The following is a 17,257-nucleotide window of genomic DNA, read 5'->3' on the forward strand; positions in this document are numbered from 1 at the left end:
AAAGAAAAAGGCTGTAAATGATATTTTCATCATTCACAGCCTTCCGCTGGCTTTATTCCTCAACTGCTGCTGTTTTCTTTCTTCTAACTAAAACAGTAATTCCCATTCCCATTAATCCGAATAGCCCAATTAACGAGCCTGCAAACAATGGTTTATTTTCGTAAAACTTCACTAAAGCTGTTTTCTCAACAATTTCAAACGGAATGACGGTAGTCGTTTCATTTTCCGCATCATCCACCGCTGTCACTTCCACTTTATACGAATTGATTTCTGAGAAAGTAGACGTAAAGACGGTAATACCATTTTCATCGGTTGACTTATCAAGGTTAGAAACCTTGCCATTTACCATTATTGATTTGATAGAATCGCTCGGATTATCAAGGCGAATTTCCGCTTTAACAGCCTCATAGTATTGCTCATTCTGCTGAATTCCATCGTAAATTACCTTTGGGGCCTTTTTATCAATAATAAACTCGACACTTAATTGCTTAATATTCCCTGCCTTATCCTTTACCTCAAAGAACAAAACATGTTTACCATCTGAGGTAATGGGATCGCCAAGATTATATTCCCTGCCGTCCAAAGTAAGGGCTATGATGTCATATTCGTTCAAATCCTCAATCAATAGTTCTGGTATTATATCCTTATTAAAATACCTATTTGAAACAGGTTCTTTAAACTTAATGACCGGTGACGTTTTATCAATCGTAAAGACGATTGTTCTCGCACTTACATTGTTCGCTAAATCTGTTACGGTTGCTTTGAATACATAGTCTTTTTCCAAGTCTAGTTTCGTTCCATTTTTGTAAGGAGCACCATTTAACGTTACAGAGGTTCTGCTTGAATCTAAATGAATATCAGAATACGTAACAACGGGTTCTAGATTCTCATTAAAGAATCCATCAAGGATACCGGTAATCGATAATGTTGGTTTGGTCGTATCTACGGTAAACCTTATTTCCAACGTCGTTTCATTTCCTGCTTTATCCCGGGCCAAAACGTTAAAGTGATAAGCCATTTCCTTCGATGCAGTCGGGGCTGTTCTGCCGGTATTCGCACCGTTTAAGGTAACGGAAACGATTGAATCATCTTTCTGATCTAAGGCAAATTCCGGCGTGAATATCTCATTAATATATTCTCCGTCTTTTATGACTCTATTTTGCCCTTTAAATTTAGGAGTGATAACTGGTTTCGTCTTATCAATCGTGAAGCTCACTTGCTGCGAGAAGCTATTTCCGGCTTTATCAGTCGCTTCTACCAAAACATCATAGTTGCCTTCACCGCTAAAATTGTGACTCAAGGATGCGGTGTTATGGCTGACAGAGAAAGCTCCCATATTGTAACGGGCACCATCTCTTGTTACTGTTACTTTGTTAAGGTCTATATTCACATCACGAATGGCGACATTCACCTGCTTATCCTCATTGTAAAACGCATCTTGATTGACACCCGTAATTTCGATAGCTGGTTTTGTTTTATCAATCGTGAATGTCCGGTTTACAGTGACTGGTCCATTGCCAGCCTTATCTATCGACTTAACAAGGATTGAATACAATCCATCTTGTGTAAAATGATGGCCAATTATAGAAAGCTGCTTTTGATTCGTGATGAAGTTACCCAAATCATAAGACTTGTTATCTTTTGTTACTGCCATTTCAACATTATTGGTTGAAAAATTCTTCTCATTAATTGATACGGTTACGTTTTTGTTCGCAGGGTTAAAAGAGTGATCCTCCACCCCTTCGACTTTTACAACAGGCTTGGTTGAATCAATAATAAAACGAATGGGTCCATGGATGCTTTTCCGCTTTGCTTTATCACTTGATTCTAAAGTCACTGTATAATTTCCTTCTTCTTTAAACGTATAGCTTAGTGCACCTTCTGTGTTATAACTTAATGCTATATCACCAATGCTATAAGGCTCCCCGTCTTTTAATACGTTCAACTTTGTATTGGAAATGTCGATGTTTGTATCTTTCACCCAAAATGATGCTTTCGTACTTTGGTAATTCCTATCATCTTCGATACCATCCGTGGCTAATAACGGATTAATCGTATCAATGGTAAAGGTTACGGATTTTTCGTCTGCTTTGTTTCCAGCTGCGTCTTCCGAAATCACCTTGATGGAATACTCATAGTCATCTTTAAAATTGTAGGTAAGGCTGGATATCTCAGCAAAGTTTCGCCAATCACCAATCCAAATACTTTTACTTTCATTCGTAACTGTATTTTTTTCTATTACCTCATACTGGACCTTGTTGTTAGCAAAATTATGTTCATTTACAAAGATTGAAACAGGTTTGCTCTCAGCGTCGTATGAATGATTCTTCACTGCTGCATTGGTATTCATATCGATTATATCGATTACAGGTTTAATACTATCGACCGTGAACATTAACTCCAAGTCGGAAGCTTCGGCTGTGGCTTTGTTTCCAGCCTTGTCTTCTGCACTTACTTTAATCTGATAATCCCCGTCTTCCGTGAATTTCAGTGCGAGGTCCGATATTTCACCTGAATTCACAAACGTTTCTTCTTTTTCGCTGTCATCCTTCCGAACCGTAACGGTTACATGGTTTGTTTCATAGTAGTATTCGTTAACCCCGATGACAACCTCGCCGCTTTTAACAAAGGCACCTTGATTAATTCCAGTGATTTCGACCTTTGGTGGTGTTCTATCAATGGTAAACTCTACGGTTTTCGAGCTCGTCTTTCCGAATCTGTCTTCTGCGGTGACTTTAAGTTGATAAACACCTTCCTCTGTGAAAGTCAGGTTCATTTCACCTTTATAAAGCCACTTTAAGTAATCATAGATATCCCAGCTGCCTGGTTTAAGTTCGGTGACCTGATCACCATTTGTTCTTGTCATTTCAAGGGTTGTTTTCTTTTTATCAAATGTGAAATCATTGACGCTTACGGTTACATCCACTGTTTCACTGTTGTAATGTTCCTGATGTTTAACCCCATTAAAATGAATATCAGGTTTGCCCGTATCAATCGTAATGGTTTTCGTTAAAATCGTCTCATTCCCAGCTTTATCTTTAGAATCTACTGATATTTCATAGACTCCATCTTCTTTCAATAAATGTTGTGTTACAACGTTTTCACCATCTTGAACGAATGGATCAATCACATATTCTTGTCCATTTTTCTTTACACTTACGTTGTAAAACTCATGATGTTTATCAGTTACCGTTATTTTTACCGTTTTCTCGCCATCAACCACTCGTTCATCTTCTGCCATTACCGTATCATCAAGGGTAACAACCGCTTTCGGATTGGTATTATCAATTGTAAAAGAAACTGATTTTGCTGGTGCAGCTTGTCCAAGTTTATCGGTTGAATTGAGGGTAATTCTATATTTTCCTTCAGCGGTAAAGGTGTGTCTCGCCACCGCTTTTGCGTCTGATACGCTATTCAACTGAATACTTTCTGAATAGGCCGCTCCATCCTTCTCTACCTTTAAAGCTGTTTGCTTTAAATCAAGAGTTAAATCTTCAACTGATACCGTTACTTCCTTTTTGTTTTTATCAGAGTTGTAAAATTCTCCCGCCTTTACTCCTGTGATTTCCAGTGTTGGGGCAGACTTATCAATAATAAACGTCACTTTTTTAGCTGCGGTATTCCCTGCTTTATCGGTGGCGCTTAAATCAAGGACATAAACACCTTCCTCGGTAAAAGAATGTGTTTTGTAGGCATCTTCACCCTTATAAGTAATTACTTGGTTTCCTGCCGTTATCTTAAGCTCTGTATTACTTTCATCGACATTGGCATCGGTCACACTGATTACTGCTTCTTTGGATTCACTGTATTCACCTTGATCATTAACACCGTTAATGGCTAGGCCCGGTGCTGTTTGATCAATCGTAAAACTCGTGACTCCTAACTGATGTCCTGGATCCATATTTTGTCGATCTTTTACTGTTACACTTACCTTGTAAGCACCATCCTCCGTCAAGGAAAGGACAGCATTTTTACCTTTACTCTCGAAACTCTTCACTTCTGTTGTCTTTTCTCCATTAATCATCTTCTCAATGGATGCCGTTGCCTCATAAATAAGAATGTCACTCTCAATTATCAGTTCAACATTTTTATACAAACCACTGTCGTTTTTATCTTTTATTGTTAATCGTGGACCTTGTTTCACGATACCAAAATTTACTTTTGTTGAATCACTTTTATTTCCTGCTTTATCAGCGGCAACAATCGTTACTTCATAAAACCCAGTATTTTCAAAGGTTAGGGACGTTTCATTCTCTTTCCAGACAGGTGCTTGTACAGGTTCGTAGGCAATCCCATCTTTTAAAATTGAAATCGTATCCTTCCCAGGAGTAAAGCTGCTGTCATTTACTTTAATACTCAAGGAGACTGGCTTGTTTGTAAACCCGCCTTCCTCAAATCTGCCATCTTCAAACATAGGAGTAACATTTACTATAGGTTTAGTGGCATCTCGATCAATTGTAAACGTGTTAGTTGAAACAGGGATATTCCATGCATTCTCCTCTGCAAATTCCACCGACACCTGTAAACGGCCATCGATGCTATCTGGCTGTAATGGAATTGTGACCAAATACTCCCCTAAAAAACCTAGCTCCGGATCCTTTATTTCCTCGACTTTTGCTGTTGGGACTTCACTGCCTAGGTAAGCAGCTTTAACAACAAACGGTGCTTCTGCTGTAACACCTTCACCCTGACTGTTATTCTCAAAGTCTTCCTTTAAATCTACCTTAAAGGTAATACTACTTTTATTCGTCATCCAGTCTGGCTGATCCATCGATTCCATATCCCATTTGTCTTCATTAAACACGATAAACCGCTTTGCCCCATCCAGCGAAAATGCATTTGTGCCAAATACAAACACTGAAATGAGCAAAAGGCTAATCGTTAAAGTCCAGATGACCTTCTTTTTACTTTTATACTTTCTAGCTATACTATCTGCCATTCTACTAAACTCCCCTTAGATAATCGTGTTGGAATGAACTACGATCACATCTACTTCTTTTTTGAAAAGGTCCTTTTCTTCTATTAACAATGAAGTTTCCTCCACATCCGCCGATAAAACCGTTGTTTCATCAAAGTCAGCTGTTAACAATGAGGTTTCTTCGATATATCCATCACCAAGTAAGGCTGTTTCCTCAACCCCGCCGCTCATAAGCTCCGTCTCTTGCCTAGCTGCAGCCTCCCTGGCATATTGCTTTTTTAACCTGATTCCTTTTGTCAGCACCTTTTCATTTGAATCTTCCTGGGCTTTTTTCTTTTTATGTAATCCTTTCCGAAGGCTTATACCTGTTAAGTCCTCGACCACTTGCGCAATACCCATTTTGACGTAGAGAATAATCGAGATGACCAGGGTAATCAGCGCACATGTCATTCCTCCGTAAAGCATAATCTGGTACTCCATTTCCCTTCCCCTTTCTAGTTAATACTAAGGTTATCAAACCTCCTTTTTAGCTTTTTAAAGGCTTCATCCTCTCCTGCTCCATCCAGTGCCTTTGCTTGTTCATAAACAAGCTTCACGGCTTGATATTTTCTGCTGCCTTCTTCCTTACTTTGTTCAATATCTAACAATAGATTTCCAAGTTTGACATACGCTTCGATACTTTTTGGATTGGCTTTTATCGCGTCTTGGAATTTCTCAACCGCACGGGCTGTGTCACCCATTTCTTGATAAATCACACCTATTTTGACTAAAATTTCTTCTTCATTACTTGCATTTAAGTCCAAAAGGTTCTGATAATGTTCGATTGCCTCTTCATAATCTTCCCTGGCAGCTAATCTATCCTTTGAATTTACACCTCTGCTATAGAAAGCCTGCGCTAATTTTTGTTCAAAATCCACTTCATACTTAATTAATAAGTTCTCATTTTGTACTAACCGCAGCACTTCGTACGCTTTTTCAACGATTTCAATAGCTTTTGTATTGGCATCGGAAATTTGTCCTTTATAGGAGATGTAAATATTCGTTAAAGAATTATAGTTATCAATTTTCTTTCGTTCATTTGGCAGCCTATCATTAAACGTTTCAAACTCTAGTAGATATTCGGAGAACCTTTTATAGTCAATATTCATCGAAATCATCGTTGTTGCCAATGCTTCATAATACTGGGCGTCTGGAATTTCCTTCGGATCGACCCGATTAAAATGCTTTAGTGCCTCCGAGTAGTTATGTTTGATATCGAAATACGTCATCCCCATCTTAAAGCGGACCTCATTATTCTCATGGATATTTCCGTACTCATCCTCGATATAGGCTTCTATCTTTGCTAGTCCCGTATCTGTTTCATTTCGATTGCTATATAAATCTAGTAAATTAATGTATGCCTCTGCCCGGTCTTTATCGACCGTTGTGATTGCTTTTTCTAACATTTCAATGGCTTTCTTATCCTCGCCATCCATTGCATAAACCGAGCTATCATTGACTAAGCTCATATAATCCTGGAACTGCGTATTTTTCACGCCTTTATAGCCAAACAGTGTTGTGGTCGTAAAGGCAAGGCACAGGACAACCGGAATAAGAAAGAGTGAGAGCTTCCTCTTCAGCTTGTTCTTATACCCTGCTGTCAGCTTGTTAATATTTTCAAGATCGTAGGATAGCTCACTGCAGCTTTGATAGCGGTTCGTTGGCTCCGATTGAGTGGCTTTGATAATAATATGTTCAAGACCTTCCGGCAGACTAGCATCCCAATGGCGGATTGGCTTAAGCTCAAATGGCGGCTCATTTATACTCTTACCGGTGACAAGATGATACAAGGTAACCCCTAAGCTATAAATATCCGTGCGCGCGTCGGTCTGTTTGCCTGACATTTGCTCGGGTGCCGCATAGGATTTCGTTCCTAAATTAGTCGTATCCGTAGAACTCTCAACCTTGAATTCCCTTGCAATCCCAAAGTCAATCAGCTTAATTTTCCCTTCAGGGGTAAGCATAATATTATCTGGTTTCATATCCCGATAAATAATCGGGTACGGTTTTCTTGTATGTAAGTACTCTAGAACTTCACTTAACTGCCTTGCCCAATCAATGACCTGATTCGCTGAAATAGTCTTTTCTCGTTTCAGCTTCTCTTTTAAAGACTCCCCTTCAATATAGTCCATGACCACATAGATATCGCCTTCAGATTCAATAATATCGTAGATTTTTGGCAGCGCTCCATGGTCAAGAACTTTAAGCATATTTGCCTCGACAATCAAACTGTTGATGAGAAGTTCGTTATTACTAGACGCCCTTTTCCGGATATCCTTTACCACTAAAGATTTGTTCAGCCTGTTATCCATTGCCAAATAAACGATACTCATTCCGCCGCGGCCAATTTCCTTTAATATTTCATATCTTTCATCGATTACCGACCCAATTTGTATCAAGTAAAACGCCCCCGCTGCTTACAAAACTTTTGCTGCTACAACCGAAATATTATCTACTTCTTTCCTTGCCTTGACTAACTCTACTAACTGAACAACTTTACCTTTCAATTGCTGATCATTCTTTATCGTTTCTGGTTTGAGATTCAGCGCTAACTCTTCCTCCGTAATTTGATGGTAAAATCCATCCGAACATAACATAAACACCGTGTTTGCCTGGACATCACCCGTGGAAAAAACCACTTCAATTTCCTTTGTTGCCCCAACACATTGCAGCAGCACATTTCTGCGAGGATCCACTTTCGCCTGCTCTTCTGTTATGTTCCCGCGAGCCACTTCCCTCGCCACTACTGTTTGATCATTTGTCAGTTGGTTAAGAGAATTAGAAATGCTATATGCCCGGCTATCCCCAATTTGTGCAATATAATATTTGTTGTGAACGATCAAAAGTGCAGTTAGAGTAGTCCCTAATTTCACTTTTGAGGTCTCACCGTAATGGAGGATTTTCTCATTCAATTGTTTAATGCACGTTTCTACTTCTGAATAGATTTCTTCCTCAATATGCTCTGAGTGCGACAGTCTTGGCATTTCCGCATCGAACCACTCTGCCATTCCTCTAATGACTGTCGCACTTGCCAGTTCACCGTGCGACAAGCCTCCCATCCCATCACAGACGATGAAGAGAGCGACCGGACCTTTCGGAGTTTTGGCTGTCTTTAGTAACAAGGCATCTTGATTGGTTTTCTTTTTAATACCAACATCCGTATGGTGCGCTGTTAAAAATGCCATTAGCTAACCTCCTTTTAAAACAATTTGAAAACAAATTCCTGATTAGCAAGCTTTATTCGATCTTCGTGTTTAATTTTGATCTTTTCATTTGGGGACAGTTTGACTCCGTTAAGATAGCTGCCATTTCTTGAATGTTTGTCAATTAAAAAATATTCGCCATCAAAGGTAATCAATTCTGCATGGATCCGCCCCACCACTTTATTGTTCGAAGCATAATCGGCTTGTTCAGGATCCCTTCCTAATTTAAAAACTTCTTTTGTTACAACAATTTTTTCACCTGTTGCCTCTTCAAGTAGAAATGGCTTTGGCAGCATACCATTGTCTACCCCTAATGCAGTTGTACCTTCTTCTTGGTCGTCCCGCTCAGTAAATGTTCCTAAAACCGTTGTCCCCTCATCCGCAAGTGCCAATGCACGCGTGATGAATCCCGGACTGTAAAAATTGGTGTTCGGTTCGGTAACAGCCTCTTTTTTATTTCCACTTCTGCCCGAAAACTCAATTAGTTTTTCTTTAAACTCCTGCAGCCGGAGTTCGGTGGTACAAGCAAGGTAATTATGAAGCTTGACGAAAAACTGCAAGTCGTCATTTTCATCATAGGAAGTCGAAGCAATTAATTCTTTAAAGAATTCACTCATTGATACCTTTTCAAAGACATTATCTTTTACGGGAAGGTACATAAATACTAATCTATTTGAAAAGTGATCAAGAAAAATATGTTTCTTGTCTAGCAAAATGTTACCGAAATTTTCACTGTTTTTCTGTAATTCAGCTAAATGATCGACGATGTTTACTAAATGAGTCATCAGCTGTTCTTTCGTTAGCATCCCTGAAAAAAGTTTTTCCAAATCGGTTTTCATCCTAATCGTCTCCATCCTTAGGGTTTCATGTACCCGTTATTCCTTGCTCTTCGAAATGGTGTTGTTCCTAACTCTCCTCTATAAAGAGAGTTAGGAACAATCAACCTGCAGGCTTATTTAAATGCACTCGCGTTGCTGTTGATCGCTGATTCTGTAGAGTTATAGGCATTTACCGTTTGATCTAAAAACTTTGCATAGCTGTCCACGATTTCACGGAAGTTATCAAACTTTGGTGTAAGGGCATTGAAATTATTTCGAATCGTATTCGATGCATCACTATTCCATGAATTTGCTAAAGCATTCATTTCTCTCTTCATTTCATCTAATCTGCCCGTTAATTGCTGGTTTAAATTACGGATTTGATTGGCTGTACTGCTAACTTCATTTAAGGATATTTTGATTCCTTCAACTGCCATGATTTCCACCTCACATTCACATTATGACTCTATTAGTTCGTTAAACGTCTTGCTCCATTAATGACTTCATTTTGAGTGTCACGATAAGTACGTGCACTTACTTTTAAGAACTCAGAGTATTGCTTCATTAAACTCGTCATCTGATTGAAATCATCCATAAATCCTTTAATCTGGTTTACATAAGCTAAATTATCAGTACCTTGCCAAGCAGCCTGCATCCCTTCAACCTCATTGAAAAGAGCTTTATAAACACGCTCATAATCAGCTGATTGCTGATCAATCTTCGCTGCAGCAGTGTCTAGCTTTGCTGGATCAACCGTGATTGTTCTTGCCATTCTTCTCACCTCCTTTAAAGTGCTGTCCGTGCTGGATCAACTATATTTTCCTTAACTCATGCGTCACATTACGATACTTATTCGCAGCTTGCTGCAGGCTTGAGGCACTCTTCATTGAGCCAATTCCTTTAAACTCTCGGCCAAGACTGTGTGAGATATCCTCTAACTCTCTAGCAATCTCATTTATATCTGCGATAATACTACTAACCTTGTTTTGAACATTCTTATCCATTTTGTTCCCCCGAACCACTACTGGATTGACCGTGCTTTATTCGCTAAAAGGGACTCGGTTCTTTCCAGCAGAGCTTTTACTTTATTCAAATAGGTAATATTTTGATTGATTGTGCCGTTAAACGTCGTTAAAATATCTGCTTTCAACACGTTGTCCAGCCCAAAGAGCCCTGCTTCAAAATACAAATCATCGATTCTATTATTCAAAGCACTCGTCTTTCGCTTTATAGCTTCTAATCTATCTGCATAATAGGACAATCTATGTAAATCCACCTTAAGATATGGTTCGACAGCGAAGCTGGTTCCCGTAAAGGCATTAACTGTCCTATTGAGAAGGCGGCGTTTCGCCATTTTTTTAACGGAACTGAAGAAACCTTTTAGATCATCGATTACCTTGGAGGTGACATTCTTCAATCCAGAGATGAACGCTACACAGCCATCGCCCACAAGTTTCGCAGCTGCTTCCATGCCTTTCCAAGTAGTATGGATAACCATTAATGCTGCGTTTGTAATGGCTAACGCTGCCTTATAGGCTTCTCTTACTTCATTTACGGCATATACAATTGCAAACTTAATTACCTCTGGATTAATATCATTAGGTGAAAAAATCGATCCTTGTCGGGACTTTTCAAATGAGCCATTTGCGAAGTTTACACTCGTTTCATAATGCGGATAAAATGGATCATCATAGTCCTCATTATTAATCGCAACTGTCTTATCTACATAAGGTGCAAACCCTAGATCATGTACAAAGTCACCTTCATAGGCAATAAAATCAAATTTATTACTTTTTAATGCTTCTTGTTGTTCCTCGGTTAAACTTGGCCAAAATAATGGAGCACCGTTGACCACATAGCCACTAGGGTGATCAGCTAAGTTATTTACAAAAACATATGAAGCTAAATTGCCACCCTTTGAATGACCAACGATTAACTTTTCTCCCGCTACACCCTTTACAAATTCCTCATAGAAGTGATTGGCTTCCTTTTGCTGCTCGATTTCATTTCCAATCCCCGCGGATCCATTTGATACCCAATCTGTTTTAAAATGGTCCCAATTTTTAAAATCCTCACTGCCTCGATAAACCGCTGCTGCATTACCTGCTTTATCACCCCATGCATAGCCAACAAAGCCTGATTCCGACTCGCCGCCCATCGTTGGATTGTTGTTCTGATACCCCTGGAGCGTAACCTCAGCCAACCCGGAGTTTTTGTATGTATCAGAAGTAAAATACCCCTCAAGCTTGATTCTTCTGGCCTCTCCGCCGTTATTGGGAGTTCGCATTGCTTCCTCCCATATTTCCTTAACCTTCAAGCCAGATAAATCTCCTGGTAAGTCAAAATAAGATAACTGGAGAAGAACATTTTTCTCTTCATCATTTAAGTTAGAAAGTGACATGGTATCACTCCTTAAACGCTTTATAATATTCTTCTATTTGACTTGCATCAGATATCGCAAAACGTTTGTCAACCATGATCGTCGCGTAAACTTTCGCATCCAAATTTGACCAAGGTGTATTGTTAACACTTGAGGTTCGAATATAATCGGAAATATCCGCTGCGCTGTCAACAAATCCTACTGAAACACGGCTTGATTTCACATCCATTTGTTTAACCACCTGTAATAGCTGATAAATCGATTCATTATACCCCGTTACATTTGGGTTCCCTGCACTTTTAATAGCTGCCTTTAACTCAATACTTACATCATTATTTACCTTTGCAAGATAATCATCGACTGACATATCCTTCATGGAGCTATCGTATTTTCCGTCCTCGACATATAACAAAACTCTATATTCAGTACCCTCTGGAAGAAGATTGCTAATTTCAGGTTTTAACCTTTTTGTCAGTTCATCTGACCATTTAGACAACACATAGTTATCGTAATATTCCCCTTCATGGTCTCTATCTTCACCTGCCAAAAAGACATGCTCAGGCTTACCCTTCGGATGAACGATCACTTTATCGGCACCGTACATGTTTTTAAAAATGGTGCTTCCTTCCTTAAAGGTTTCCACTTCAAAGGTTTCATTATAGGTCTCTTCTAAATATGTCAGTATCTCGTTCTCTGAAGATTTCTCACTCATACAGCCTGTCACTCCTATTAATAGAACGAATGGAAGAAGGATGGATCGTACCTTCTTTGTTATTTTCATTGTGCACCTTCCTTTAGCAGGACTTAAGTAGAGCAATCTCGCGCTGTGCCATTGCTCTTGATAAACTCACATTAACATCAGCTTGGATCCATTTTTCAAACCAATTTCTTCGATGGTTTTGTTGATATCAAATAGATCCCCTGTTTGCCGATCACATAGAATACTTTGCTCTGTTGCCTTGTAATGGCCTTGTGAAAGGTCGGAGATTGTATGTGTTAGCAAATAGACAACTTCATATACAGGACTATTCAGCGGGATAAATACGTCATAAGTGTTGTTTGAAGCCGGGTTATAAATCTCGACTAAAATCTTATGCATATTGGACAGCCCCCTCTTCACTTGCTGCAGTGGTCAGGAGTTTTACTAGCTTTACCTTTCCTTTGTTCACTACATAACCAAAGTCTTCTGCTAATTCACCATACATATCATTGGTAATTTTATTGATTTTGAGTGTGTATTGATCGGCAATACCCTTTCCCGCCCAAAGTGCGTCACTCATTGATACTTGTTTTTGGAACCAAGGTTCATATGTGTATGAGCTTAGTTTATCGATTGGCTCAGAGAAGATAATCGTCACATTCAGTCCATTTACTCGTTCTAAAAAGACTTTCAGTTTATCTTTTCCATCATCGGATAACTGTGCATTCAATTCTGTGAAAGAATGGATGATACAGGTGATATTTTCAAACACCGGTGCCGGCTTGCCTTCCTCCATTGCATCCTTTGTTGTGTTGTTGCGATATACCAATGTTGTAAATAAATAGACAATCCTCTCTTCTAACGCTTCTGGTCCGGTCACATATTGATACGTTCGGCCGCTGTCATATACAAAGCTGTCAGCTGCATCAAGGACAATCACCTCTCTGCTGTCTTGGATCCTGATAACTTCCGAGAGTCCCTGCATGAAAGCGGTGGATTCATCACCAGTAAGCGAGGTTACGAGATTAACCGGCGACGCAGTAAAATCATAAGTTGCGAGACTTAATGTGCTCTTCTCGATCCCAATCGGAATTCTCCCTGTTTGGTTATAGCGAATTTCATCCTGTAAGTAATGGATGTCCACCTTATCAGGAAGAATCGGAATCCGTTTCGCTGAATTCTTATTCCATTTCTGATGATAATCACGGCAATAGCCGATAACAAAGCTGTACAAGTCTGTAGCATCTTTGGAAATTTGAGCAATTTGGAATTCATAAACACTCTCTGTTTTAAAAATCCCTCTGCCCTTGAATTTCGAAGGATAGACACCATCCACATTGCCCAAGACACCTGAATATTCGGTTGTGTCATTCAGCTGCAGGACGAACATTTGCTTGAAGTTCTGCAGAAGCCGGTATCGAATCGCCCCCGTATTTAACGCCGTTACTAGAAAAAAGATTCCATATTTGATTCCTTCTCGGGTCAAAAATGAAATGGCTTCTTCATATTGTTCGTACATCTCGGAAAAAGCGGAGTAATTGTGAATCATCAGCACAATCGACGGTACTTTTTCGGGTGACTGCTGATTGAAGGTTTTAAAGTCTCCTCCATAATTTGCGAATTGTTTCTTTCTCACAGCGATTTCACTATTCATCATTTTAAAGAGATTGTCGATTTTTTCCCCTTCATGTGACAGCAATACATCGCCAACATGTGGTGATTCACGGTACCAGCTTAACGTTTCTGACCCAAAGTCTAGTAGGTAGAGATTTACTTCTTCAGGCGTGTGTTCCTCCATCATGGAGTAGATAAGCGAGGTCAAGAATGTTGTTTTCCCGCTGCCTGCTACACCATATACAACAGTATTTCCCTCTCGGGTGATAGGAAGCCTTAACAATGCCTGACGTTGATTTGCTGGGTCATCATACTCGCCAATGACCGGATTAAGTTCAAACACCTGTGAGTCCGATTCACAATACTTCTCTTTTAATTCATCCAGATAGATGTTTGCCGGGATGGGATCTAACCAAAGCTGTTTTACTTTAATATTTTCTTGGTTTGCAAGATTTGCTAGATAGTTGGTGATCTCATCAATTTGACTCGCTGGTTTTTTGACAGAATCTTTCCGCTTATCGATTCTTGCTGACTTCATCACGCGTCCTAAATTATCAATGACGGTAATCCCATCGTCTTTTGACTTTTCCACCTTATCTGCAGGGTAGTACGGTGCCCCTGCCCAGGCAGATTGACCAAGTTCAAACAATTCGTTATAGCCCACTTGCAAGTAGAAACGACCCGTCTGTGATAATTCTGCTGCATCCGGACGTTTAATGACTTCCATACTGTCCGCCTTTTCCTGAACCTTAAGACTGATACGGAATTTACTGTTACTCCAAATTTGATCATCAACAACCCCAGAAGGCTTTTGTGTCGCTAAGATTAAATGGACACCCAAGCTTCTTCCAATCCTAGCAGCACTGACCAGCTGCTCCATAAATTCAGGCTGCTGCGTTTTTAATTCAGCAAACTCATCGGAAATCATAAATAAGTGCTGTAATGGCTCTGCAACTTCACCTTCTCGGTATAACCTTTGGTACTTGTAAATATCAATATTGCTTTCATTCAACCTTCTGCTTGTTTCACTAAAAATAGCCTGGCGCCGTTTAAGTTCACTTTGAATACTAATCAGTGAACGTTTGACAGCTGCCCCATCAAGATTGGTAATCGTCCCCGCTAGATGCGGCAGGTTCAGGAAGGCATTGGCCATCCCCCCGCCCTTATAATCGATTAAAATAAAGGCCACTTCATCTGGGTGGTAGTTTACCGCTAAAGATAAGATGAAGGTCATAATAAACTCACTCTTACCAGAACCGGTCATTCCTGCAATCAATCCATGTGGTCCATGGTATTTCTCATGAAGATCAAGCTTGAAGGGCTCTCCATTCTGGTTAACACCAATCTGCGTTTCAATACTCTGGGTCGGATTATTTTCCTTCCATCGAGTCGGCGCATTTAAATGCTCCACTTTTCCAACGCCAAACATTTCTAAAAAGGTGATCATATCAGGAAGTGTGTAGGCTTTCACAGAAGATGCCAGCTGGATATTGGCCAACTCTACGGCAATGGGTTCTGCGTCCTGCTGTAAAAAAATATCGGCAGCAAAGTTTTGATACTTTCCTGAGATGTCGTCTTTATCGAAGATTTTGCTGATTTTGTCATTAAGCTCAACGACATTGGTGCATTCCTTCGGCAGCATTTCCAAACTGTCGTATAAGGTAATCAAGCTGAAGCCAATCTCTTTCTTTTCTTTTAAAAGTAAATTCACCATTTCAGCTTTTCCTGCTAACTCTTTGCTCATCGAAAAAACAACATAATGCTGCTTAATATCCGCTTCATTACTGTTAGCCAGGCTAGCTCGATGGGTGATTTCTTTTTCAAAATAAGCAGAAAGCTCCTTTACTTCATTCGCATCGGAGGCGATAAAGCGGACATTCCTGCCATCATCCCAGACATGCGGCAGCCACTTGACGAACTTCCAACACTCTTGTTCTTCTTTATCGTAAATAAACACGAATTTACATTCATCGTAACTATGTAAGGCCGCTAATTGAAAAATAATCCCCTTCGCGAACTCAACAACTAAATCCCTTTTTCCAATAATCCCGCTTACGCGCTCATCCGTAAGCGATAGGGTGACAGGCACCTGTCTTAAGATTTGAGGAGATTCTACCCACTGATACAATTCATCCTGGAGGTTGTCATCCTCAAGCGTAAATTTCTTCTCAGGATATTTGATTTCCGCATCTAAGGGCAAATCTCCTAAACCGACCCTTATTTTGAGAAAATCATTTTGTCCTAGTGTCCGTTCCCACAAATTACGTTCACGATTGCGAATCCTTTTTATAGAAAGGTAAAGGGGAATATGATTTTCATGCAAAATCTCACTCTGATACTTGCATTCATCCGCCACCACTTGTTTCATCTCTTCTATGTACTTGCTATATTTTTCCTGACGTATTTTCTCCTGCTCAATCCGCCTTTTCTTCTCATGCCTCTTTGTTAAAATCGGCCAAAGAATCATCCCAATCATCATACTGAATGACATGACAAGCGTAGGCATTGCATACATAATATCTCCATTTGTCCGCATCACATTTTGAACCGCAAATATTCCTGTAAACAGCGACGCCATCCCCATCGTAATCGACGGTCCAAGCATCAGCATTAACGGTGTTTCATCGGAATTATTTTGCTGTGGCGGCGGGTCAATTTTGATGGTCTTTCGTTCAATATCTCGTTTAAACCTCGGTGAACGAAAAAACAATTCATCCTGTTCCTCTTCGATTAAGAAATCATCGAGATCCTCATTCTCTTGGACAATTGGCTGGTCAATAACAAATGGTTTAAAAACATTTCGATTTAATAACACTAATTGATGAGGATTATTTAATGAGAGTAATCTTCCATTGTAAACAATCCGTAAGCCCATAATCGAAATCACATCGCCAATGTCTAGCACTTTTTCCATAATTCTTTCGCCATTGACATATGTACCATTTGAACTGTTATGGTCCCGGATTACAGCTTGACCTTTCCCATCGTATACAACCGAACAGTGTAAACTGGATACCAACTTGTCGGTAAAACAAATATCGTTATCCTTTGCCCGCCCAATCTTAATCACATCTGCTGAAACCATGTGTCTTGTAAACTCTTTCCGTCCTTCACTTGCTGGCTCCACATATAAAAGCGCCGACGAATCCCCATCACGATAGATCGTATACGTCATAAAAGGCTCTACCGGTATTTTTCCAACCTTTTCACCAGCAGCGCCCTTTAGGTAGGCATATTTATTTGATTTTACAAACCACTTACCTTCTTCCGCTTCAATCGCCATTAATTCAAGGGTATTACCATCTTTATTAACTGTCGTGAGAAGGTATCTTCCGGTTATTTTTTCAGGTAAAACCAAATTAAATGCTTTACCTCTATCAAACAGCGTTACTATCAAAATAATTCTCTCCCTATATCAAGCCAAAGTAGCTCTAGTAGAAACAATTTCCTATATTTGTTATTATAAAGCAATTTTCTACTTGGTCCGTCATACTTTAGACACAATTTGGCAAAAACCTCCCTCTTCCACACAACGACCGGTATAGAGCCATTCTAGCCTTTTATTCCTAGTACTTTTCGCAAGGT

Annotated in this window: 12 protein-coding genes; all 12 read right to left on the minus strand. The window is 39.7% G+C overall.

Annotation, left to right across the window (positions count from 1 at the left end):
• Nucleotides 1–52 precede the first annotated feature (52 nt).
• The 12 genes from MLOOGBEN_RS22985 to essC all read right to left on the minus strand — a co-directional run bounded on the left by MLOOGBEN_RS22985 (nucleotide 53) and on the right by essC (nucleotide 17,069).
• Nucleotides 53–4,939 (minus strand): Ig-like domain repeat protein, encoded by a 4,887-nt coding sequence (locus MLOOGBEN_RS22985; RefSeq protein ID WP_179160612.1) that lies wholly within the window; start codon nucleotides 4,937–4,939, stop codon nucleotides 53–55.
• Between the two features lie 15 nt (nucleotides 4,940–4,954).
• Nucleotides 4,955–5,398, minus strand: a complete 444-nt coding sequence (locus MLOOGBEN_RS22990) for a hypothetical protein (protein ID WP_179160613.1) — start codon at nucleotides 5,396–5,398, stop codon at nucleotides 4,955–4,957.
• 14 nt (nucleotides 5,399–5,412) lie between these two features.
• On the minus strand, nucleotides 5,413–7,356 hold the full coding sequence (locus MLOOGBEN_RS22995) for a protein kinase domain-containing protein (RefSeq protein ID WP_179160614.1): 1,944 nt from the start codon (nucleotides 7,354–7,356) through the stop codon (nucleotides 5,413–5,415).
• An 18-nt stretch (nucleotides 7,357–7,374) separates the two neighbouring features.
• The gene (locus MLOOGBEN_RS23000) at nucleotides 7,375–8,142 is read right to left on the minus strand and encodes a PP2C family protein-serine/threonine phosphatase (RefSeq protein ID WP_179160615.1); all 768 of its coding nucleotides are present in this window, start codon (nucleotides 8,140–8,142) and stop codon (nucleotides 7,375–7,377) included.
• Nucleotides 8,143–8,156: 14 nt separating this feature from the next.
• On the minus strand, nucleotides 8,157–8,999 hold the full coding sequence (locus MLOOGBEN_RS23005) for a DUF6382 and FHA domain-containing protein (protein WP_179160616.1): 843 nt from the start codon (nucleotides 8,997–8,999) through the stop codon (nucleotides 8,157–8,159).
• A gap of 113 nt (nucleotides 9,000–9,112) precedes the next feature.
• Nucleotides 9,113–9,415, minus strand: coding sequence for a pore-forming ESAT-6 family protein (locus tag MLOOGBEN_RS23010; RefSeq protein WP_179160617.1), 303 nt, complete (start codon nucleotides 9,413–9,415; stop codon nucleotides 9,113–9,115).
• Between the two features lie 32 nt (nucleotides 9,416–9,447).
• On the minus strand, nucleotides 9,448–9,750 hold the full coding sequence (locus tag MLOOGBEN_RS23015; protein ID WP_179160618.1) for a WXG100 family type VII secretion target: 303 nt from the start codon (nucleotides 9,748–9,750) through the stop codon (nucleotides 9,448–9,450).
• Between the two features lie 40 nt (nucleotides 9,751–9,790).
• On the minus strand, nucleotides 9,791–9,982 hold the full coding sequence (locus tag MLOOGBEN_RS23020) for a hypothetical protein (RefSeq protein WP_179160619.1): 192 nt from the start codon (nucleotides 9,980–9,982) through the stop codon (nucleotides 9,791–9,793).
• 17 nt (nucleotides 9,983–9,999) lie between these two features.
• Complete coding sequence (locus MLOOGBEN_RS23025) at nucleotides 10,000–11,379, minus strand: Mbeg1-like protein (protein ID WP_179160620.1); 1,380 nt, start codon at nucleotides 11,377–11,379, stop codon at nucleotides 10,000–10,002.
• Nucleotides 11,380–11,383: 4 nt separating this feature from the next.
• On the minus strand, nucleotides 11,384–12,139 hold the full coding sequence (locus MLOOGBEN_RS23030) for a hypothetical protein (protein ID WP_179160621.1): 756 nt from the start codon (nucleotides 12,137–12,139) through the stop codon (nucleotides 11,384–11,386).
• A 66-nt stretch (nucleotides 12,140–12,205) separates the two neighbouring features.
• Nucleotides 12,206–12,457 (minus strand): methyltransferase, encoded by a 252-nt coding sequence (locus MLOOGBEN_RS23035; protein WP_179160622.1) that lies wholly within the window; start codon nucleotides 12,455–12,457, stop codon nucleotides 12,206–12,208.
• The gene (gene essC, locus MLOOGBEN_RS23040; RefSeq protein WP_179160623.1) at nucleotides 12,450–17,069 is read right to left on the minus strand and encodes a type VII secretion protein EssC; all 4,620 of its coding nucleotides are present in this window, start codon (nucleotides 17,067–17,069) and stop codon (nucleotides 12,450–12,452) included. Before essC ends, MLOOGBEN_RS23035 begins: the two co-directional genes overlap by 8 nt.
• Nucleotides 17,070–17,257 lie beyond the last annotated feature (188 nt).

It is taken from the genome of Bacillus sp. EB106-08-02-XG196, assembly GCF_013396335.1.
Taxonomy (GTDB): Bacteria; Bacillota; Bacilli; order Bacillales; family Cytobacillaceae; genus Neobacillus.